The sequence below is a fragment of the Thermus oshimai DSM 12092 genome (assembly GCF_000373145.1).
Classification (GTDB): Bacteria; Deinococcota; Deinococci; order Deinococcales; family Thermaceae; genus Thermus; species Thermus oshimai.
Genome location: NZ_KB890619.1, coordinates 180,327 through 200,705, shown reverse-complemented (window position 1 = coordinate 200,705; position 20,379 = coordinate 180,327). Strand labels below are relative to the sequence as shown.

At 70.2% G+C, this 20,379-nt stretch carries 18 protein-coding genes and 1 pseudogene; 7 read left to right on the top strand and 12 right to left on the bottom strand.

The genetic code is table 11. From position 1 onward, the window contains the following. Positions 1-434, top strand: a pseudogene (locus tag B043_RS0108425) (3-oxoadipyl-CoA thiolase); the annotation flags it as partial. On the opposite strand, the gene B043_RS0108420 reads toward B043_RS0108425, so the two are convergent. After that, entirely contained in the window at positions 420-863 is a 444-nt protein-coding gene (locus tag B043_RS0108420) for a hypothetical protein (protein WP_018461658.1), read from the bottom strand. The pseudogene B043_RS0108425 and the gene B043_RS0108420 sit on opposite strands and share 15 nt — an antisense overlap. 173 nt (positions 864-1,036) lie before the next feature. On the opposite strand from B043_RS0108420, the gene dctP reads away from it, so the two are divergent. The 6 genes from dctP to B043_RS0108390 all read left to right on the top strand — a co-directional run bounded on the left by dctP (position 1,037) and on the right by B043_RS0108390 (position 8,290). After that, complete coding sequence (gene dctP / locus B043_RS0108415; protein WP_018461657.1) at positions 1,037-2,119, top strand: TRAP transporter substrate-binding protein DctP; 1,083 nt, start codon at positions 1,037-1,039, stop codon at positions 2,117-2,119. A 1-nt stretch (position 2,120) separates the two neighbouring features. Then, positions 2,121-2,636: a TRAP transporter small permease subunit gene (locus tag B043_RS0108410; protein ID WP_018461656.1), complete on the top strand. Its 516-nt coding sequence runs from the start codon at positions 2,121-2,123 to the stop codon at positions 2,634-2,636. Continuing rightward, positions 2,626-3,939, top strand: coding sequence for a TRAP transporter large permease (locus B043_RS0108405; protein WP_016329247.1), 1,314 nt, complete (start codon positions 2,626-2,628; stop codon positions 3,937-3,939). The genes B043_RS0108410 and B043_RS0108405 overlap by 11 nt, the downstream gene beginning before the upstream one ends. Continuing rightward, complete coding sequence (locus B043_RS0108400) at positions 3,929-5,194, top strand: NAD(P)/FAD-dependent oxidoreductase (RefSeq protein ID WP_018461655.1); 1,266 nt, start codon at positions 3,929-3,931, stop codon at positions 5,192-5,194. Before B043_RS0108405 ends, B043_RS0108400 begins: the two co-directional genes overlap by 11 nt. 14 nt (positions 5,195-5,208) lie before the next feature. Continuing rightward, positions 5,209-6,918, top strand: a complete 1,710-nt coding sequence (locus B043_RS13345; protein ID WP_018461654.1) for a tetratricopeptide repeat protein — start codon at positions 5,209-5,211, stop codon at positions 6,916-6,918. A gap of 61 nt (positions 6,919-6,979) precedes the next feature. Next, the gene (locus B043_RS0108390) at positions 6,980-8,290 is read left to right on the top strand and encodes a S8 family peptidase (protein ID WP_018461653.1); all 1,311 of its coding nucleotides are present in this window, start codon (positions 6,980-6,982) and stop codon (positions 8,288-8,290) included. A 781-nt stretch (positions 8,291-9,071) separates the two neighbouring features. Here B043_RS0108390 and B043_RS13340 read toward each other — a convergent pair. The 11 genes from B043_RS13340 to B043_RS0108335 all read right to left on the bottom strand — a co-directional run bounded on the left by B043_RS13340 (position 9,072) and on the right by B043_RS0108335 (position 20,379). Then, the gene (locus B043_RS13340) at positions 9,072-10,775 is read right to left on the bottom strand and encodes an NAD(P)/FAD-dependent oxidoreductase (RefSeq protein ID WP_281158758.1); all 1,704 of its coding nucleotides are present in this window, start codon (positions 10,773-10,775) and stop codon (positions 9,072-9,074) included. A 4-nt stretch (positions 10,776-10,779) separates the two neighbouring features. Further along, positions 10,780-12,771: a phenylacetic acid degradation bifunctional protein PaaZ gene (gene paaZ, locus B043_RS0108380; protein ID WP_026234196.1), complete on the bottom strand. Its 1,992-nt coding sequence runs from the start codon at positions 12,769-12,771 to the stop codon at positions 10,780-10,782. Positions 12,772-12,773: 2 nt separating this feature from the next. Continuing rightward, complete coding sequence (gene paaD / locus B043_RS0108375; RefSeq protein ID WP_016329237.1) at positions 12,774-13,229, bottom strand: 1,2-phenylacetyl-CoA epoxidase subunit PaaD; 456 nt, start codon at positions 13,227-13,229, stop codon at positions 12,774-12,776. Then, on the bottom strand, positions 13,223-13,978 hold the full coding sequence (paaC, locus tag B043_RS0108370; RefSeq protein WP_018461650.1) for a 1,2-phenylacetyl-CoA epoxidase subunit PaaC: 756 nt from the start codon (positions 13,976-13,978) through the stop codon (positions 13,223-13,225). Before paaC ends, paaD begins: the two co-directional genes overlap by 7 nt. Then, entirely contained in the window at positions 13,971-14,483 is a 513-nt protein-coding gene (locus B043_RS0108365; protein WP_018461649.1) for a phenylacetic acid degradation protein, read from the bottom strand. Before B043_RS0108365 ends, paaC begins: the two co-directional genes overlap by 8 nt. A 9-nt stretch (positions 14,484-14,492) precedes the next feature. Beyond that, positions 14,493-15,464 (bottom strand): 1,2-phenylacetyl-CoA epoxidase subunit PaaA, encoded by a 972-nt coding sequence (gene paaA / locus B043_RS0108360; protein ID WP_026234195.1) that lies wholly within the window; start codon positions 15,462-15,464, stop codon positions 14,493-14,495. After that, entirely contained in the window at positions 15,451-16,029 is a 579-nt protein-coding gene (locus tag B043_RS0108355) for a TetR/AcrR family transcriptional regulator (protein WP_018461647.1), read from the bottom strand. The genes paaA and B043_RS0108355 overlap by 14 nt, the downstream gene beginning before the upstream one ends. A 74-nt stretch (positions 16,030-16,103) precedes the next feature. Continuing rightward, the gene (pxpB, locus tag B043_RS0108350) at positions 16,104-17,618 is read right to left on the bottom strand and encodes a 5-oxoprolinase subunit PxpB (protein WP_018461646.1); all 1,515 of its coding nucleotides are present in this window, start codon (positions 17,616-17,618) and stop codon (positions 16,104-16,106) included. A 9-nt stretch (positions 17,619-17,627) separates the two neighbouring features. After that, the gene (locus B043_RS0108345; RefSeq protein WP_018461645.1) at positions 17,628-19,478 is read right to left on the bottom strand and encodes an MDR family MFS transporter; all 1,851 of its coding nucleotides are present in this window, start codon (positions 19,476-19,478) and stop codon (positions 17,628-17,630) included. Continuing rightward, on the bottom strand, positions 19,475-19,879 hold the full coding sequence (locus B043_RS0108340; RefSeq protein ID WP_018461644.1) for a MarR family winged helix-turn-helix transcriptional regulator: 405 nt from the start codon (positions 19,877-19,879) through the stop codon (positions 19,475-19,477). Before B043_RS0108340 ends, B043_RS0108345 begins: the two co-directional genes overlap by 4 nt. 77 nt (positions 19,880-19,956) lie before the next feature. Continuing rightward, positions 19,957-20,379: a thioesterase family protein gene (locus B043_RS0108335; protein WP_016329225.1), complete on the bottom strand. Its 423-nt coding sequence runs from the start codon at positions 20,377-20,379 to the stop codon at positions 19,957-19,959.

Genomic DNA, 20,379 nt, shown 5'->3' with positions numbered 1-20,379 from the left:
CGGCGGCCCTTCTCCTGGTCTCCGACGCCTACGCCAAGGCCCACGGGCTGAAGGCCTTAGCCCGGGTGCGGAGCCTGGCCGTGGCCGGGGTGCCCCCCAGGATCATGGGCATCGGCCCCGTGCCCGCCACGAGGAAGGCCCTGGAGCGGGCGGGGCTCCGCCTGGAGGACNTGGGGGTGATTGAGCTCAACGAGGCCTTCGCCGCCCAGGCCCTGGCGGTCTTAAGGGAGTGGGGCCTGGACCCCGAGGACGAACGGCTCAACCCCAACGGGGGGGCCATCGCCCTGGGCCACCCCTTGGGGGCCAGCGGGGCCCGCATCCTCACCACCCTGGTCCACGAGATGCAAAGGCGCAAGGCCCCCTTCGGCCTCGCCACCATGTGCATCGGCGTGGGCCAGGGCATCGCCGTGGTGGTGGAGCTACTCGCCCTTTAGCGCCCGGGCCACCTCCTCGAGGCTGGGGGGCGGGGCCTCCACCCGGACCCGGCGCGGGGCGCGCTCCTCCAGGCGTTCGGCGATGGCCTCCACCGCTTTGCGCAGGAGGCGGAGCTCTTCCAGAAGCTCCCCCCAGGGCTCCGGGGACGGGGCCCCTGGCTTCTTCCTCCCCCGCCTCGAGGGGGCGGGGGCCTCCCCCATGGCCCTGGCCAAGGCCTCCTTGGGCTTAAGGCCCTTGTCCATGAGGTCCAGGGCCACCCCCAGGACCCGGGCCTCCTCCGGGTCCACCAGGATGCGCTCCCCCTCCCGGACCTCGGAAAGGCCCTTGGCCAGGAGGTAGGCCTTGTGCATGCGCCAGAGGGTGGTGGGGTTGGTGCGATGGCCTTTGAGGAGGTTCCTTAAGGGAACGAGTCGCGGCTTCTCTGCCATTGCAAGGGCATTATAAATCAATGCGCATTGTGAAAAAGGGGGTCCGGAACGAAGGGCCCTCCTTTATTTTCACCTAGCGAAACAAGATTCTGGGTATTGACAAAAAGACCCTCTTCCCGTATGTATAGGTAGACACGGAAAAACGCCAACCCGGCTTGGCGAAGGAGGAGGCTATGAAGAGCACCCGGCGGCAGTTTCTAAAGAAGGCGGCCATCGGCGTAGCGGCCAGCAGCGCTTTTTCCCCTTTGGCCATCGCCCAGGCCCCCCGGTTCCGCTGGCGCATCCAGAGCGCCTGGGATGCAGGCACCGTGGGCTACACCCTGTTCCAGCGTTTCGCGGAGCGGGTCAAGGAGCTCACGGACGGCCAGATTGAGATCCAGCCCTTCCCCGCCGGCGCGGTGGTGGGGACCTTTGACATGTTTGACGCGGTGAAAACGGGGGTCCTGGACGGGATGCACCCCTTCACCCTCTACTGGGCCGGCCGGATGCCGGTGACCGCCTTCCTCTCCTCCTACCCGCTGGGCCTGGACCGGCCGGACCAGTGGGAGACCTGGTACTACGGCCTGGGCGGCCTGGAGCTGGCCCGAAAGGCCTACGAGGAGCAGGGCCTGGCCTACATCGGCCCCGTCCAGCACGACTACAACCTCATCCACTCCAAGAAGCCCATCAAGAGCTTTGAGGAGTTTAAGGGGGTGAAGCTCCGGGTCCCGGGAGGGATGATCGCGGAGATCTTCGCCGCGGCGGGGGCGGCCACGGTCCTCCTCCCGGGAGGGGAGGTCTACCCCGCCCTGGAGCGGGGGGTGATCGACGCCGCCGACTTCGTGGGCCCGGCGGTGAACTACAACCTGGGGTTCCACCAGGTGACGAAGTACATCATCATGGGCCCGCCGGAAACCCCCTGCATCCACCAGCCCGTGGACCTGGCGGACATCACCCTGAACCTGAACCGGTGGCGGGCGGTGCCCAAGAACCTGCAGGAGCGCTTTGAGGCCGCGGTGCACGAGTGGAGCTGGGTGCACTACGCGGGGATCCAGAAGGCCAACCTCGAGGCCTGGCCCAAGTACCGGGCGGCGGGGGTGCAGATCATCCGGCTCAGCACCGTGGACGTGCGCAAGTTCCGCCGGGTGGCCATCCCCATCTGGTTCAAGTGGGCCAAGCAGGACAAGTACGCCAAGGAGGCCTTCCAGAGCCAGCTGGAGTACATGAAGGCCCTGGGGTACGTCACGGACGCGGACCTGCGCGGTCTGAGCCTCTAGCATGGGCCCCCTGGAACGCTTCCTGGGCCTCGTGGACGCCCTGAGCCTGTGGTCTGGCCGGCTGGCCAGCTGGCTCACCCTGGGGGCGGTGCTCCTCCTGACCCTCGAGGTGGTGCGCCGCTACTTCTTCAACAGCCCCACCCTCTGGGCCCACGAGGTCACCACCTTGATGTTCGGTCTCCTTTACGTCCTCACCGGGGCCTACGCCCACCGGGAAAAGGCCCACGTGGGGGTGGACGTCTTCTACGCCCGCCTGTCCCCCAGAGGCCAGGCTCTCATCAACCTCCTGGGGTTTGCCTTCCTGACCCTGTTCGCCGGAAGCCTTACCGTGTACGGCTGGCAGTTCTTCCTGGCCTCTTGGCAAAACAAAGAGTTCTCACTGGCCAACGCCAGCCTGCCCATCTACCCCTTCAAGCTCGCCATCCCCCTGGGGGCCTTTTTGCTTTGGCTCCAGGGGTTTGCCCAGTTCCTCCGGGATCTCCAGCGCCTCATCCGGGGGGGTAAAGATGCCCATTGAGACCCTCACCTGGCTGATGTTCGGCAGCCTCTTCCTCCTGCTCCTCACCGGCTACCCCCTGGCCTTCCTCACCGGCGGCCTGGCGGTGCTCTTCATCGCGGGCCTCTGGAGCCCCGAGGCCCTCTCCCTCCTGCCCCAGCGGGTCTGGAACAACATGACCCAGTACCTCCTGGCGGCCATCCCCCTTTTCATCTTCATGGCCTCCATGCTGGAGAAATCGGGCCTCATCGAGGAGATCTTTGACGTGGCCTACAAGTGGATGGGCCGGGTGCCCGGCGGGCTGGCCGTGGCCACGGTGGCGGCCTCCACCCTCCTCGCGGCCATGGTGGGCGTGATCGGGGCGGCGGTGGTGACCATGGCCCTGGTGGCCCTGCCCGCCATGCTCCGGCGGGGCTACAGCCCCATCCTGGCCACGGGCACGGTCATGGCCGGGGGCACCCTGGGCATCCTCATCCCCCCCAGCGTCCTGGCCATCATCTACGGCCTGGTGGCCAACCAGTCCGTGGGGGAGCTCTACCTGGGTTCCGTCCTTCCCGGCCTCCTCCTCTCCGCCCTCTACATGGGGTTTTCCGTGGTCTACGCCCTCCTCTACCCCCAGGCCGCCCCCCGGATCCCCAAGGAGGAGGCCCCCACCTGGGGGGAGCGCTGGCGGGCCCTGGGCAAGATCTGGGCCCCCCTCCTCCTCATCTTTCTCGTCCTGGGCACCATCTTCCTGGGCCTCGCCGCGCCCACGGAGGCCGCGGCCGTGGGGGCCTTCGGCTCCCTCCTGGTGGCCGCCCTCCACCGCCGCCTCACCCTGGCCAACCTGCGCCTGGCCCTGGAGCAGACCGCCAAGGCCACGGCCATGGTGCTCTGGATCATCTTCGGGGCCAACGCCTTCGTGGCCTTCTACGTGGCCCAGGGCGGGGACCGGTACATCGCGGACCTCCTCCTGGGCACTGGGCTTTCCCCCTGGGGCATCCTCCTCCTGATGCAGCTCATCCTCATCGTCCTGGGGATGTTCTTGGACTGGGTGGGGATCCTCCTCCTGGCGGTGCCGGTTTTCGTGCCCATCATCCGGCAGCTGGGCTTTGACCCCCTGTGGTTCGGGGTGCTCTACCTGGTGAACATGCAGATGTCCTTCCTGAGCCCCCCCTTCGGCTACGCGCTCTTCTACGTGCGGGGGGTGGCCCCCCAGATCCCCATGGGGGTCATCTACCGGGCGGCCATCCCCTTCCTCCTCCTCCAGCTCACCGGCCTGGTCCTGGTGATGCTCTTCCCGGGGCTAGCCACCTGGCTGCCCAGCCTGGTCTATGGACGCTAGGGCGGACGTCCTGGTGGTGGGGGCGGGCCTCCTGGGGCTCTCGGCCGCCTACTTCTTGGGGAAGCGGGGCCTGGGGGTGCTCCTCCTAGACCCCAGGCCGCCCCTCACCTGCACCAGCGACAAGTCCACGGAGTGCTACCGGGTCTTCTGGCCGGGGGACGAGGCCCTGGCCCTTCTGGTGGGGCGGAGCCTCGAGCTCCTAGGGGCCTTCCCCGAGGTGCGGAAGAACCGCCGGGGCTACCTCTACGCGGGGCGTGAGGAGGCCCTCTTGGCGCTCTCTGAGGGGGCGGAGGCCACCGGCCCCTTGCGCCGCCACACCCGCCCCGAGACCTACCCCGAAGGGGCGGCCTCGGGGATGGACCTCCTGGTGGGGGAGGCCCTAAAGGCCCGCTTCCCCTACCTGCGGGCGGAGGCCGCCCTCCACGTCCGCCCCGCGGGGTGGCTGGACGCCTGGGGCCTGGGGCAGGCCCTCTGGCGGCGCGTCCGGGAGGCCGGGGGGCGGCTTCTTCCTGGGCGGGCGGTGGGCCTGGAGGTGGAGGGGGGCAGGGTGGTGGGGGTGGCCACGGAGGGCGGGGCGACCCTCCGGGCGGAGGCCGTGGTCCTGGCGGCGGGGCCTGGGCTTCCCGAACTCCTCAGAGCCCTGGGGGAGGCGGTGCCCCTAACGCGGGAGGCCCACTTCAAGGCCTGGTTCCCGGACCCCCAGGGGGCCTTCCCCAAGGAAGCCCCCCTCCTCATCCTCCAGGAGGAGGTGCGGCTTTTTGGGGAGGAGGAGGCCCCCCTCCTAGAGGGGGAGGAGGCCCTAGCCCCCTACCTAAAGGCCCTGCCCCCCGGGGCCCACGCCCGGCCCGAGGGGGAGGGGTTTCTCGCCCTCTTCAACCCCTTCCCAGAACGGGTGGAAAGGGCGGGGTGCGAGCCCACGCCCCCGCCCTTCTACCCGGAGCTCGCCCTCAGGGCCTTGGCCCGGCTCCTGCCGGGCCTGGAAGGGTACCTTAGGGCCCTGCCCAAGGCCCGGGTGGACGGGGGCCTTTACGTGCGCACCCCGGAAAACCGCCCCCTCATCGGCCCCCTAGCCCGCCCGGGGGCCTACGCCCTGGGGGCCTTTTCCGGGTTCGGGGTCATGGCCGCTTTGGGGGCGGGGGAGCTTTTGGCCAAGCACCTCCTGGGGGAGGCCCTTCCCCCGCATGCAAGGGCCTTCCACCCCGGGCGGTACCGGGACCCGGACTACCGGCCCCCGGCCGGGAGCCACCAGCTTTGAGTAAACTGGGGCTAATGCTCCGCACCCTGGGCCAGCTCCGCGTGGAGGGATGCCCCTTAGGCCGCACCAAGCCCCTCCTCCTCCTGGCCTACCTGGCCCTGGAGGGGCCCAAGCCCCGCCGCCACCTGGCGGAGCTCTTCTGGCCGGGGGTGGAAGACCCCTTGAACAACCTCTCCGTGGCCCTGAACGCCCTCCGAACCCACGGCCTGGTGGAGGGGCAGGACATCCTGAAGGCCCGGGTGCCCTGCGACGTGGAGGAGCTCCGCCGGGCCCTCAGGCAGAAGGACTTCCCCCGGGTTAGGGCCCTTTACCAGGGGGCCTTCCTGGAGGGGGCGGACGCCCACCTGGGGGAGGAGCTGGAGGAGTGGGTCTGGTCCACCCGGGAACGGATCGCCCGGGAGGTGTACCGGGCCTACCGGGAAGCGGCGGAGGGCCTAACCGCGCTGGGGCTTGGAGGGGAGGCGGCCCGGCTTTTGGAGGAGGGGCGGGGGCTTCCCGGGGTGGGCCAGGTCCTGGAAGGGGAAGAGCCGGCACCCCAAAACCCCTTGCCCGAGGAGGCGGAGGCCACCTTCTGGACCCTTTACCTTCTGGAACAGGCCGGGCTTCCCCTGGATGTGCTCCAGGACCTGGGGATCACCCTGGGCCTCGAGGCCCTGGAGGCCCTCCACGCCCGGGGCCTCTTAGGCCCTGGGGGGCGCCCCACCCTCCGGGACCTTCCCCTGCCCCCCAAGGCCCAGGCCCTGGCCCTGACCCTGGCCCGGCGGTTACCCCTGGGCCAGGCCCGGGCCCTCTACCGGTTGGGCAAGCCCCTCTGGACCGAGGAGGACCGGGCGCGCATGGGCCGGGCCCTCCTCCAGGAGGCCAAAAACCGCCTGGCCCAGGATCCCCTGGGGAGCCTCGAGGTCCTGGAAGAGGCCCCCGCCTCCCCCGAGGCCACCGCCCTAAGGGTGCGGGCCCTGGAGCGGCTGGGCCGGTACCGGGAGGCCTGGGAGGTCCTGGAGGAAGCGGGGGAAGGCCTGGCGGAGGCCCCCGTGCTCAAGGGACTTCTCCTCTTCCGCATGGGCCGGGTGGAGGAGGCCCTAGAGAGCGTGCGGAGCGTGGAAGGCCTTGGCCCCTGGGCCCAGGGGGAGGCCCTGAACCTGGAGGGGCTGGTGCGCATGGGGCAGGGGGCCTTCCGGGAAGCGGCGGACCTCTTCGCCCGGGCCGCGGTGCGCTTTTTGGCCGCGGGGGAGACGGCCCGCCAGGTGGACGCCCTGAACAACCAGGCCGTGGCCCTCTTTGAGGCCGGAGACCCGCGGGCGGAGGAGGTTTTCGCCGAGGCCCTGAAGACCGCCGAGGACCTGCCCCTTCTGCAGGGGCGCCTTCTTTTGAACCTGGGGCTCATCCGGGAACGATTGGGGCGGCTGGAGGAGGCGGAGGCCCTCTACCGGACCGCCTTGAGGCGGGCGGAGGAGGTGGGGAACCTCGAGGCCATGGGCCGGGCCTGGAACAACCTGGGGGCCTTCTTCCACCGCCAGGGGCGGAAGGAGGAGGCGGAGGCCGCCTACCGGGAGGCCCTGAGGCTGGCCCGGGAAAGCCGGGAGTGGGTCCTCACCGCCGTGGCCATGGCCAACCTGGCCGAGCTGAAGGAGGACCGGGCGGCCCTGGAAGAGGCCATCGCCCTCCTGGAGGAAGCGGGGCAGGAGAGCCTGGCCGCGAGGTATCGGAAACGCCTCCAGGGTTAAGCCTCCGTTAAGCCCCTCCGTGGTTCAATCCCTTCCAAGGAGGAGGTGTGATCATCAGCGTATGGGACTTAGAAGGCTTCTCCTGGCCCTGCCCCTGGCCCTAGCCCTGGCGGCCTGCATCCCGGGGGAACCCACGGCCACCTTGAGGCCGGGCCGGGCCCTGGTGGGGGAAGCGGTGGAGGCCATCCTCACGGGCGCTTCCGCGGAAGGGGCCCGGGTGGCGGTGGGGGGAGAGCCGGCGGAGGTGGTTTCCGCCTCAGGGGAGCGGGTCGTCTTCCGGGTGCCCGAGCTTCCGGGAGGACCCAAGCCGGTGGAGATCCAGACCTCGAGGGGCGTGGCCCGGGCCACCTTGGAGGTGCTGGGCCAGGTGGACCGGAGCCGGATTCTCCTGCGGCTCCCCCTTGGGGAAACCCCCAAGCTGCCGCCGGAGTTCCGCCTTCTGGAAACCACGCCCCTGACGGGGTGCGGCTACACCCTGGCGGTCCTGGGCTACAGCGGGGAAGCCCTGGGCCAGGCCCTGGAGGAGCTGGAGGCCCTGGACCCCGACTACAAGGCGGACCCCGAAAGCCTCTGGTCCCTCGGGGGCTGGTCCGGGGGCGAGGCCATCGGGGCACCCCAAGCCCACGCCCGCGGGCACAAAGGGCGGGGGGTGCAGGTGGCCGTGCTGGACACGGGCGTGGACGGGAGCGTGCCCCAAGGCCCGGGCTACGACTTCGTGGAGGACGACCCTACCCCCCAGGACGCCTTCCCCGGAGGGCACGGCACCCAGGCCGCGAACCTGGTGCGGGAGGTGGCCCCGGAAGCGGCAATCCTTCCCGTACGGGTCTGCGACGAAGGGGGCACCTGCCGGTCCAGCTGGGTGGTGAAGGGGGTGTGCTGGGTGGTGGAGAACGCCAAAGGCCCCACGGTGCTCAACCTGAGCCTAGGGGGGGATACCCCGGTGGGGGCCCTGAAGCTCGCCCTTCAGGCCGCCTTGGCCCAGGACATCCCCGTGGCCGCCGCCGCAGGGAACCAGGGCGCCCAAGGAAGCCCGGCCCACTACCCCGCGGCCTTTGACCTGCCGGGGCTGGTGGCGGTGGGGGCCCTCCAGGAGGACCTGAGCCCAGCCCCCTTCAGCACCCGGGGGGCCTACGTGGACCTGGCGGCCCCTGGGGCGGGCCTCCCCTGCATAGGCCCAAACGGGCCCACCACGTGCAACGGCACCTCCTTCGCCGCCCCCCTGGTGGCCGGGGCCATGGCCCTTTGGCTAGAGGCCCAGCCGGGCCTACCCCCCGCCCAGCTCCAGCAGGACCTGGAGGACTACGCCAGGCCCCTCCCCTACCCTTCCCAAGCGGTGGGCAAGGGGATGGTGGACCTTTCGCAAAAGCCCTGACCCCCCGGGGAGGCGCACCTCCCCGGGGGGATGGCGCGTTAAGGCCCTGTTAAGGGAGGGTGGTCTACCCTTCAAGGCGAGAGGCCCAGCCTCTCAAAGGAGGAAAGGTATGAGGTTGAGGACTTTACGAATCCTGTTGGCCGCTTCGGGGTTTTTGGCCTTGTCCACGCTCCTTACCGCCTGCCCCGGAGGGGGCACCCCGCCCCCTCCGGGGAACATCACCGTCACCGTGGAGGACCCGCAAGGGGTGGGCTTTGACGGCGCCTACCAGGTGGGTTCGGGGGCCTGGCAAGCCCTGAGCTTTACCGGGAACACGGCCACCTTTTCCCTGGGAAACAGCAACAAGTACGGCGTGGCCATCCGGTGCCACGGTACGGGGGGTGGCCCCGACCAGATCCACCTGATCCAGGCCACCAACGCGGAGCTCTCCAACCCCAAGGTGGCCTGCTCCGCAGCCACGGCGAGCGGGGTAAGCTTCACCGTGAACGTGGACCTCTCCGGCCTTTCCACCGCCCAGGCAGGGGACGTTGTCTTTGTGAGCGGGGGGATGAGCGGAAGCGCGACGGGCACGGTGGTCAACCCCTCCACGCCCGTGCCCGTGGCCCTCAATAGCTGGCCCGCGGGGGTGCAGGATCTGGTGGTGGCCGTGGTGGATTCTAGCTACACCTGGCGGGTGGCCAAGGTGGTGCGGGGGGTAAACGTCACGGCGAGCGGAAACGCCACGGTTACCGTGGCGGACGGCGACGTGCTCCCTCCCGGAAGCGCGACCTTCAACCTGCCCTCAGGGTTTGCCCCCACGAGCCAAAGCTACTTCGTGGGCTACCTGAGCGGGGACAACAAGGGATGGGGGTTCTTGGGCGGAGGCAACGCTTCCCCCATCCCCTACCGTCCCGTGAAGGGCTTCGCCGCGGGCGACCGGTACGTCGCCTGGGCTGTGGCCTGGGAAGGGGGAACCCGGGGTCTTTACGCCTACAAGGGCTTCGCCTCGGGGAACCCCGCGGTAACCCTTCCCAACCCCTGGCCCACGGGTAGCCTCGCCGTGGACGGCAACGCCCACCCCCAGGTGTCCGGGCTGAGCTATACGGCCCCCGACCTCAAGAGCTACCGCGTCAGCCTGGAGAGCCCCAACCTCATCTACGAAGCCCTTCTCTCCAAGGGTTGGTTGGGAAGCGCCACCTCGTACACCTTCCCGGACCTCACCGGCCTCCTGGGCTACACGCCTTACGGGAATGGGGACACGGTTCAGCTTTCCGCCACAGCCACGCTCTCCTCCCAGAACGTGCTGGCCCTGGACCCGAACGACCCCTCCGGCTTCACCGTGAACACGGAGATAAGGGAGTCCGTGGCCTGTGGGACGTACACGGTGGGGAGCGGAACCGTAAGCCTCCCGTAGAGGCGGGGCGCGCCAGCGGAGGGACCCACCCTCCGTTGGTGTTTTGTTGGCCAAGCAACGGGGAGCCGCAAGACCCCCCTTTGGAGTTCTAAAGAAGCGAGATTCGCCCCAGGAAATGGGCGGTATGGTAGAGGTTCGATCTGGTGAGGGCGGTAGATCTTTTTGCCGGGTGTGGGGGGCTATCCCTTGGCCTCCTGCGGGCCGGATACAAGGTGACGGCTTAGGGTCCAAGGCCGCCTCCTCCAGGAAGGGGAAGCGGGCCAATCCGGCCTCGAGGGTGGGCCCGAGCCACCCCCAGTCCATGCCCTCCAGAAAGCCCGGCCGCTCCTCGGGGTTGGAGCGGCCGAGGAGGAGGCGGGGGCCTTCCGAGCGCAGGTAGAAGCCCGTCCCCAGGTCCACGGTGAGGGGAAAGGCGTGGGGGAAAGGGGTGGGGGCGGTGGCGAAGACCATGCGCCTTAGGGGCCACACCGGGAGGTCCACCCCAAAGAGCCGCCCCACCGCCCCCGTCCAGGCCCCCGTGGCCAAGAGGACAAGAGGGGCCTCGTGGGCGCCCTTAGGGGTATAGACCCGGAAGCCTCTCCCTACGCGCTCCGCCCCCACCACCGGTTCGGCGAAGCGCACCTCCGCCCCCAGGGCCCGGGCCCTTTGCAGGTAGAAGGCCGTGGCCCCGTGGGGGTCTATGACCCCGTCTAGGGGGCCGAAGGTAGCGAAGGCCAGGCCCTCCTTGCGGAAGGGGACGAGGCCCTCCGCCTCCTCCAGGGAAAGCCGGCGCACGGGGACCCCCAGGGCCGTTTGCGTCCTTAGGGCCTCCTCCTGGGCCCCGGCCAGGGCCTCAGGGACCAGGAAGAGGTAGCCGATGGGCCGGTAGCGGGCCTCGGGAAGGGCGCGGTACTCCAGGATGGAGCGGTAGGAGAGGAGGACGTTCACGGGCTCGGAGAACTGCACCCGCACCCCGGCCGCGCTCCGGCCCGTGGAGCCCTGGGCGAAGGCGGCCTCCTTCTCCAGGAGGAGGACCCGAAGCCCGGCCTCGGCCAGGCGGTAGGCGGAGGCCGCCCCCACGATCCCCGCCCCCACCACGATGGCGTCGGGCATGGCCTTAGGGTACTTTGCGGGCCACCAGGGTGAGGAGGGTGTAGGTGGCCACCGTCTTCCCCTCCCCGTTTTTCACCTCCACCGCCCACTCCACCACCCCCGTCTTCTCGTCCCGGGGGCGCTTGGCCTTCACCGTAAGGTGGGCCTGGAGGGTGTCCCCTGCGGCCACGGGCTCCAGGAAGCGGAGGCCCTCGAGGCCGTAGTTGGCGAGGACGGGCCCCGGCGCGGGGTCCACGAAGAGCCCCGCGGCCGCGGAGAGGACGAAGTACCCGTGGGCCACCCGCTTGCCGAAGAGGCTCTCCCGGGCGGCGATCTCGTCCGTGTGGGCGTAGAAGTGGTCCCAGGAGAGGGCGGAGAAAAGGGCGATGTCCGCCTCGGTGACCGTGCGCCGGTGGGTGGTGAGGGTCTCCCCGATCTCCAGCTCCTCGTAGGGCTTGCGGAAAGGGTGCACCTGGGCAGGCCGCTCCGCCCCCTTGGCGTACTCCCCGGTGAGGGCCTGGAGGAGGTGGGGGTCCGCCTGCAGGGCCAGGCGGCGGAGGTGGCGCTTAAGGGAGAGCACCCCCCCAAGCTCCTCCCCCCCGCCCGCCCGGCCCGGCCCCCCGTGGAGGAGGCGGGGTAAGGGCGAGCCGTGGCCGGTGGAGGCGTGGGCGTTCCGATGGTTCAGGAAGTGGAGGCGGCCCACGTGGGGCCCCAGGGCCAGGAGGTAGAAGCGGGCCTCCTCGGGGTCCGGGGTGGCCACGGTGGCCACCAGGCTCCCCCCGCCCCTTCGGGCCAGCTCCGCGGCCTCCTCCGGGGTCCCGTAGGGCATGAAGGTGGCCACGGGGCCGAAGGCCTCCAGGGTGTGGAGGGCCTCCGGGGCGGGGTCCTCCGCCAGGAGGAGGAGGGGCGGGAAGAAGGCCCCGTCCTCCCGGCCCCCGTGGCGCCAGTAGACCTGGGCCCCCGCGGCGAGGAGGCCCTCCACCGCCCGCAGGACCTCCTCCTTCTGCTCCAAGGAGGCGAGGGGCCCTAGGTCCACCCCCTCCCCCCGGGGGTCCCCCAGGCGGAGGGCTTCAAGGTGGGCCCGGGTGGCCTCGAGGAGCGCCCCTAACCGCTCCTTGGGGGCGAAGACCCGGCGGATGGCCGTGCACCGCTGCCCCACCTTGATGGTGAGTTCCTGGGCGATCTCCTGGGCGAGGCGCTTTAGCTCCTCCTCCCCCGCACGGAGGCCCAGGACGGCGGGGTTGATGGAGTCCGCCTCGGCGTTGAAAAGGGCCCCCCGCTTCAGGAAGGCCTCGTGGCGGGCCAGGCGCTCCGCGGTGGCCCGGGAGCCGGTGAAGAAGACGCTGTCCCGGTGGTCCAGGGCCTCAAAGAGGTCCCCCACCCCGCCCACCAAAAGCTGCAGGCTCCCCTCGGGGAGGAGGCCGGAGTCCAGCATGAGCCGGACCAGGGCCTGGGCCACGTGGGCCGTGGGGGTGGCGGGCTTGGCCAGGGTGGGGACCCCGGCCAGGAAGGCGGGGGCGAACTTCTCCAAAAGGCCCCAGACGGGGAAGTTGAAGGCGTTGATCTGGAGGGTAACCCCCCCCTTGGGCACGAGGACGTGCCGGCCCTGGAAGGCCCCGTCCTTGGAGAGGAGGAGGGCCTCCTCCTCGGGGAGAACGTTCCCCTCGGGAAGGTTGCGGGCCAGGCTGGCGTAGGTGAAGAGGACCCCGATGCCCCCATCCACGTCGTACCAGGCGTCCCGCCGGGTGCCGCCCGTGGTGAGGTAGAGGCGGTAAAGCTCCTCTTTCCTTTCGGAAAGGAACTGGGCCAGGGCCCTAAGCCGCCGCCCCCGCTCCTGGAAGCCCAAGGCCAGGAGGGCCTTCCCCCCCACCTCCCGCCCGTAGGCCACCGCTTCCTTCAGGGGCAGCCCTTCCGTGGAGGCCCGGGCCAGGACCTCCCCCGTGGCCGGGTCCCGGATGGGAACCCCCTCTCCCCCACCCCGCCGCCATTCGCCCAGGAGGTAGCTTTCCAGGATCATGGTCACACCGTCTTGAAGGCCTCAAAGACCTCGCCGCAGGCGCGGCACTGGAAAAGCCGCTTGCAAAGCGTAGCCCCGAAGGGGTTTTTGAGCTCCACCTCCGCGCTCCCGCACCGGGGGCAGGGAGGGTAGGCCTCGGCCATGGGAAGGGGAAGGGGCGGGGCGATGCCCTGGGAACGAAGCTTTTCCCGCGCGGAAGGGGCCATGGCCTCCGTGCTCCAGGGGGTGCGCACCTCCTCCACCTCCACCCAAGCCGCCCCCGCCCGGCGGAGGGCCCTCGCTATCTCCTCCCGGATAAGGGCCAGGGCGGGGCAGCCCGAGAAGGTGGGGCGGAAGCGGACCCTAACCCCCTCCCCTTCCGCCTCGAGGCCCACCACCATCCCCATCTCCACCACGTCCAGGAAGGGGAGCTCGGGGTCCTTGACCTCCTTTAGGGCCTCCCAGTAGCGCGCTACCATGCCTTGGCCTCCGGGTCCCAGCGGGCCACGGACTGCATCTCGGCAAGGAGGGACCAGAGGTACTCCGTGTGCTCCGTACGGTTCTTGGGCACGTACCCCCCTTCCGGCGGGGTTAGGCCTAAGCGCTTCAGGCGGCCCGTGGCCTCCTCCAGGTAGTGGGGGAGGAGGGCTTGGAGGTCGGGGAACACCCCCGCCTCCACCAGGGCCTCCTCCCCGGGAAGGGGCTGGAAGAGCTGGCGGGCGTAGGGGAAGAGGAGGTCCAGGGCCTTCTGGGTGCGGGCGTAGGACTCCTCCGTACCCAGGGCCAGGCGCTCCACCCAGAGGGCGGAGTGGTGGAGGTGGAAGCGCTCCTCCCTGAGGATCCTTTCCGCCACCTCCGCCAGGGGGGGGTAGGCGCTTCCCCTCAGGGCCTCCAGAAGGGTCTTCTCGTAGAGGTCAAAGAGGTACTGGCGCACCATGGTGAAGGCCCAGTCCCCCCTGGGGAGCTCCACCATCACCGCGTTTTTGTACTCCAGAGGGTCGCGGAAGAAGACGAGCCGGTCGGGGTCCGAACCGTCCAGCTCCCGCCTCAGCTCCAGGTAGAGCTTGGCGTGGCCCAGCTCGTCCTGGGCCAGGTTGGCGATGGCGATGTCCTCCTCCAGGATGGGGGCGTGGGCCACCCATTCGGAAAGGCGCTGGGCAAGCACCACCTCGTCGTCCGCCAGGGCCTGGAGGCGGGCGATGAGCTGGGGTTTAAGGGCCTCAAGCATCCTTCTCCTCCTTGGCCGTGACCAGGCCGTAGTAGGACTGGAGCCGGTAGGTCTTCTCCTTGGCCGGGGCGAACCAGCTCTCCAAGACCTCCTCCTTGGGCTCGGTGCCGTGGAGCAGGGCCTCGGGCACCGCGTAGAAGGCGTAGCCCTGGACCTCGAGGAGGGCCTGGCGGATGGCCTCCAGGGGGTTTTCCGCCTGGTAGCGGCCCACCAGGTCCCCGTAGACCATGCTCCGGCGCTGGCTCCGCCGGGCGAAGACCCAGTAGACCCCAGGGGGGCCCTCGGGGGGCGGGGGGTCTTTCAGGCCCTCCCGGGTGACCGCGTAGAAGGCCTCCGCCGGGGCCACCCAAAGGGCATGGGCCGCGGGGCGGCGCACGAAGACGTGCCGGGCCACCACCAAGGCGTGCTCGGGGTCTACGGCGTGCACCGAGCCCACCATCTGGGGTGGGGCGCTCTTCACGTCCTGCTTGATCACCTCAAACCGGGGCCATTCCGTTCCCCACATGGCGCCCTCCTAATCCGCGGCCTGGGCCAGGCGGCGCTTGCTGTAGGCCTCGAGGGCCTCCCGCACCCAGCGCCCCTCCTCGTGGGCCCGCTGGCGCGCCAGGAGGCGGTGCCGGTTCATGGGGCCCTCCCCATTGATGACCTTCCAGAACTCGTCCCAGGGGATGGGGCCGTGGACCCAGTGCCCCGTCTTCTCGTTGTAGCGGAGCTCGGGGTCGGGCGGGACGAGCCCCGCCTCCAAAAGCTCGGGCACGTGCTCGTCCAAAAACTCCTGGCGGATCTGGTCGTTGGTCTTGGTCTTGATGCCCCAGCGGAGGAGGAGGGGGGTGTGGGGGGAGTCGGTGTCGTGGGGCCCGGCCATCATCAGGGTGGGCCACCACCAGCGGTTCAGGGCGTCCTGGACCATCCGCCGCTGCTTGGGGGAGCCCTTGGCGTAGAGGAGGACCGCCTCCTTCCCCTGCTTGTGGTGGAAGGTCTCCTCCGCGCAGATGCGCACCATGGCCCGGGAGTAGGGCCCGTAGGAGCACTGGGCCAGCATGGTCTGGTTCTTGATGGCCATCCCGTCCACCAGCCAGCCGATGATGCCCACGTCCGCCCAGGTGAGGGTGGGGTAGTTGAAGATGTTGGAGTACTTGGCCTTCCCGGAAAGGAGGGCCTCCACCATCTCCTCCCGCGTCACCCCCAGGGTCTCGGCCGCGTGGTAGAGGTACTGGCCGTGGCCCGCCTCGTCCTGGACCTTGGCCAGGAGGATGAGCTTCCGCCTCAAGGAGGGGGCGCGGGGGATCCAGGCCCCTTCGGGGAGCATCCCCACCCACTCGCTGTGGGCGTGCTGGGAGATCATGCGGATGAGCTGGCGGCGGTACTCCGCGGGCATCCAGTCCCCGGGCTCAATCTTCTCCCCCCGGGCGATGCGGGCCTCGAACTCCTCCAACCTCTCCTGGTAGTCCGGGTCTTCCGGGTAGCCGATCCTAAGCTTCACCATCCTGCCCTCCTTCCGCACCGAGCGCCCGTAGGAGCATCCCGGCGTACGCTTCCGAAAGCTCTTCCAAAGAAAGGGGCCCATCCGGCCGGTACCACTGGTAGGTCCAGTTGAGGGCGGAAAGGAGGAAGAGGGTGGCCAGGCGCACGTCCTCCACCCGGAAGACCCCTGCCCTAACCCCTTCCTCCACCACCCTCTGCACCCCCTCCTCGTAGCGGCGCCTCAGGGCCTTGGCCTCCTCCAGGTAGGGGGGGGAGAGGTGCTTCCACTCGTGGAAGAAGACCGTGGCCCGGGGGAGCTCCTCGGCGATGACCCGGAGGTGGCCCCGGACCAGGGCCTTGAGCTTGGCCACGGGGTCCCCCGTTAGGCCCTCCAGGACCTCCTGGAACTTCTGGGCCGCCTGCCGCACCACCTCCAAAAGGAGCTCCTCCTTGGAGGCGATGTGGGCGTAGAGGCTTCCCCCCTGGAGGTTCAGGGCCCGGGCCAGGTCGCGGATGCTGGTGGCGTGGTAGCCCCGCTGGCTGAAGAGGTGCCCGGCCACGGTGAGGATCTGGCTGCGGCGGTCCATGGCTAACGATCGTTTGTTAGGTTAGCACGGCCAAAGGGAAGGGACAAGTGTCCCGCACCACCTTTTGCCCCCGCTTAATCCCAGAGGAGCACCCAGGGGCTAGGGCGCCCTCCCGGCAGGAACGCCACCTCTACTCCGGGCCAGACCTGGCCCAGGCGCCAGAGGTCCTTGGGGTCCACCAGGGCCGGCTTGGTGTACCCCCCGAGGCTCCCCTTGTCCCTGAGGAGGACCAGGGGCCGGCCCGAGGGGGGCACCTGGACCCCGCCCAAGGGGGTGGGTTCGGAAAGCCCCTCCCCTCCCGGCACCGGGGGCCCGGAGAGCTCCACCCCCATGCGGTCCGCCCGCTCCACCCGAAAGGGGCCGGAAAGGAGGGCGGAGAAGGCCTCCCGCGTGTACTGGGGCCCAGGGAGGAGGCGGAGGCGGAAGGGGCTCGTGAGGGGCTCCTGGGGAAAGGACCGGCCGGGGCGCGCGGGGCGCTCCGCCTCTAAGCCCAGCACGTCCCCCGCCTTGAGGGGCCTGCCGATCCGCCCCCGGAGGTCGGGGGAGGCGGAGCCGAAGAAGCGCCCGGCCTCGAGGCCCCCCGCCACCGCCAGGTAGACCCTCGCCCCCGGCCCCCGGGGCCGGAAGCGGAGGGTCTTCCCAGGGGGCCAGAAGAAGCTCACCCCCGGAGGGATGGCCTCCCCCTCCAAGACCCCCTCCAGCCCGTAGCCCGAAAGGGCCGCCACCAGGGGCCTTAGAGCGGTGAGGGCGGGGCCCTTGTAGGCGATCTCCAGGAGGGGAGCGAAGGGGGGGTTCCCCACCAGGCGGTTGGCGAGGGCGGCGGAGCGGGGGTCCAGGGGGCCGGAAAGGGCCAGGCCGAACCGCCCCCCGAAAGGCCGCCCCCCGTCCAGGAGGAGGTCCAGAAGGCCCGGCTCCTCCACCCGCAAGGCGGGGAGGCGGGGGGAGGGGGGCAGGAGGTCCAGGGGAAGGGGCTCGGGGGGCGTGGGGCCCTCCGCCTCCCGAAAGCGCACCCGGTCCCCGGGGCGGAGGAGGAAGGGGGAGGCGCGGTGGGGGTCGTAGACCGGGACCAGGGCGGTGCCCAAAAGGCGCCAGCCCCCGGGGGAAGGGAGGGGGTAGATCCCCGTCTGGACCCCGGCCAGGGCCACGCTGTGGGCCGGGACCCGGGGCCTCGGGTGGGGGCGGCGGGGCAGGCGCAGGGCCTCGTCCACCGGGGCCAGGAAGGGGAAGCCCGGGGTGAAGCCCAGGGCGTAGACCCGGTAAAGGGGGGCCTGGTGGCGGCGCTTCACCTCCTCCAGGGAAAGGCCGGTAAGCCGCGCCACCTCTTCCAAGTCCTCCCCGTCGTAGCGCACGGGGATCTCCACCACCCGGCCTTCCGCCTCCAGGGAGGGCGCAAGCCGGCGGAGGAGGTGGAGCAGGCGGGCGCGGGGGAGGAGGCGGGGGTCGTAGGCCAGGAAAAGGGTGGCGTAGGCGGGCACCGCGTCCCAAAGCCCCGGGGGAGGGTCTTTAAGAAGGGCTTCCGCTAAGGCCAAGGCCCTCCGGTTCGCCGCCTCGGAAAGCCCTTCCCCCAGGCGCAGGTAGAGCCCTTCCACCCCTCCACTTTACGCGCCCCTGGGGGCCATGGCCCCCTGGAGGAGGCGGTCCGGCAGGAGGAGGATGGGGAGAAGGGCCAGGAGGATGAAGAAGGCGGCGTAGAGGAAGATGGCCTTTAGGGCCTCCGTGATCCCCTCCTTCACCGCCCCCTCCACCTTGGCCGCCTGGGCCCGGAGTTCCGCCTGGACCTGGGCCTTGGCCTGGGCCAGGGCCCCGGTCCTCAGGTCCTCTAGGGCCTGGAGGAAGAGGGCGGCGTTCCCCGTCTGGAGGAGGGCCTTCAGGGCCGGGGGGAGGATGGGGCTTCGGAGAAGGGCGGCCTTGGCCCCCTCGTCCCCGGCTAGGGCCCGCCCGGCCAGGGCCTCCAGGGCCCGGAACTGGCCGGGGATGCCCCCCTCGGGGAGGGCCTTTTTGGCCTCCTCGGGGAGGAAGGGGTCGGCGAGGAGGGCTTTCCGGGCCTCCTCGTCCCCCTCCAGGGCCCTCAGGTAGAGGGCCTCGAGGCGGGCGAACTCCCCCTTGAGGTCCAGGGCCATCCCCTCCCCCACCTGGGCCGGCCGGCCCACCGAAGCCCCTTGGGGGAAGGCCTGGGCGAAGCTTTGGCTGAGGTGGGAGGAGAGCACCGTGCCCAGGAGGGCAACGCCCATGGTGGAGCCGATCTGGCGCACGAACTGGACCATGCTGGTGCCGCTCCCGATGCGGTTTGGGGGGAGGTCCGTCTGGGCCACCACGTTGAGGGCGCTCTGCGCGGGCCCAAGACCCAGGCCCAAGAGGAAGAAGAGGAGGACCGCGGCCCACAAGGGGGTGCCCACCTGGAGGAGGAAGTGGAGGGCGAGGAAAAGGCCAAGGAGGAAAAGGGTGCTTCCCAAAAGCAAGGGCTTGTACCGGCCGGTGCGGGCCAGAACCTGTCCACCCCCCACGCTCCCCAAGACCACCCCCAGGGTAAGGGGGAGGACGGTCACCCCGCTTTGGCTGGCGGAAACCCCCTTCACCACCTGAAGGTAAAGGGGCAGGAAGGCCACCGCCCCCAGGAAGGCGGGGCCGTAGAAGAAGGCCGCCACCGAGGAGAGGCGGAAGGTGGGAAGGGCGAAGACGGAGAGGTCAAAGAGGGGGTGGGGCATCCGCTGTTCCGCCCAGATCCATAGCCCCAGGGCCAAAAAGGCCAGGAGGAAAAGGCCCAGGATCTCCGGGCTCCCCCAGGGGTAGGTGCTCCCCCCAAAGGAGAAGGCCAGCATGAGGGGCACGGTCCAGAGGACGAGGAGGAAGGCCCCCAGGAAGTCAAAGGGCTCCCGCCGTTCCGGGCTTAGGCGGGGCATGTAGCGCAGGATGAACCAAAGGGCCACCGCCCCCACGGGCATGTTGATGTAGAAGACCCAGCGCCAGGAGAGGTGGTCGGTGAGGAGGCCCCCAAGCCAGGGCCCCACCGCGGAGGAGAGGCCGAAGATGGCCCCGAAGGCCCCCGCCAGCCGGCCCCGTTCCCGGGGGGGGAAGAAGACGGCGATGGTGGTGAGGGCCAGGGCAAAAAGGGCCCCACCCCCCACCCCCTGGAGCCCGCGGAAGAGGATGAGCTCAGGCATATTCCGGGCCTGGCCGGAGAGGGCCGAGCCCAGGAGGAAAAGGGCCACCGCCCAAAGGAGGACGGCCTTGCGGCTGAAAAGCTCCGTAAGCCGCCCGAAGATGACGGAGAAGACGGTGGAGGTGAGGAGGTAGCTGGTGGTGACCCAGGCGTAGTACCCGGCCCCCCTAAGCTCCCCCACGATGCGGGGCATGGCGGTGGAGACGATGGTCTGGTCCAAGGCGGCCAGGAAAAGGCCCAGGAAAATGCCGATCATGGTCAGGCGGACTTCCTTGGGGGTGGCGTTCATGCGTCCTCCAGCAGGCGGTCTAAGAGCTTCAGCAAAAGGGCTTCCTCTTCCCCATCCAGGCGCTTCAGGCGCCGCCTTAAGGCCTCGGCGAAAAGCCGCTCCGCCTCCTCCAGCGCCGCCTCCCCCTTGGGGGTTAGGAGGAGGCGATAGCGGCGGAGGTCCCCCTCCTCCCGGGCGCGGAGGAGGAGGCCTTGGGCCTCGAGGCGGCGCACCATGTGGCTCACCGTGGGCAGGGGCAGGCCCATGCGCCGGGCGGCCTCCGTGGGGTGGGGGTGGTGCTTCAGGACCCGGAGGAGCCAGGCCTCGAGGCCCGAGATCCCCCTCGCCTTCAGGCCCGCCTCCGCCTCCTCCTTAAGGAGGCGCTGGAGGCGCCAGATGCGGGCCAGGAGCTCCCAGACCATGGGGGGATTATACTTTCAAAAGAAACCTTTTGACTGTAAAGCAACCCACCAAAGGACCAGCAGGTCCCTTCGGGCGCCTAGCCTTCCCGCGCCGCCTGCCAGCGCGCCTTAAGCCGGGCGAAGAGGGCCTCCACCTTGGCCTTGGGGAGGATGACCTGCTCCGTCCGCCCCTCCCCGATGAGGTCCCCCAGCTCGTTGAAGGCCTGCATGGTGGCGTAGACCCGGTTGCCCACCGTCTTCTCGTGCCGGGCCACCACCCTAACCCGCATCCCCGGGAGGGCGGAGGCCAGGTGGCGCACCTCCACGTAGCTCCCGATCCCCTCCTCCCCCTCCTCCAGGAAGGGGAGGATGATCTTCCGCCCGGCCAGCTCCATGTGCTTGGCCATCCAGTAGGTGGCGTAGACGGGGTGGACGGGGCCCAGCTCCTCAAAGTTCACCGTCATCTCCTCGGTGACCACGGTCTCAAAGACCGCCTGGTAGCCTTCCGGGATGGGGCGCAT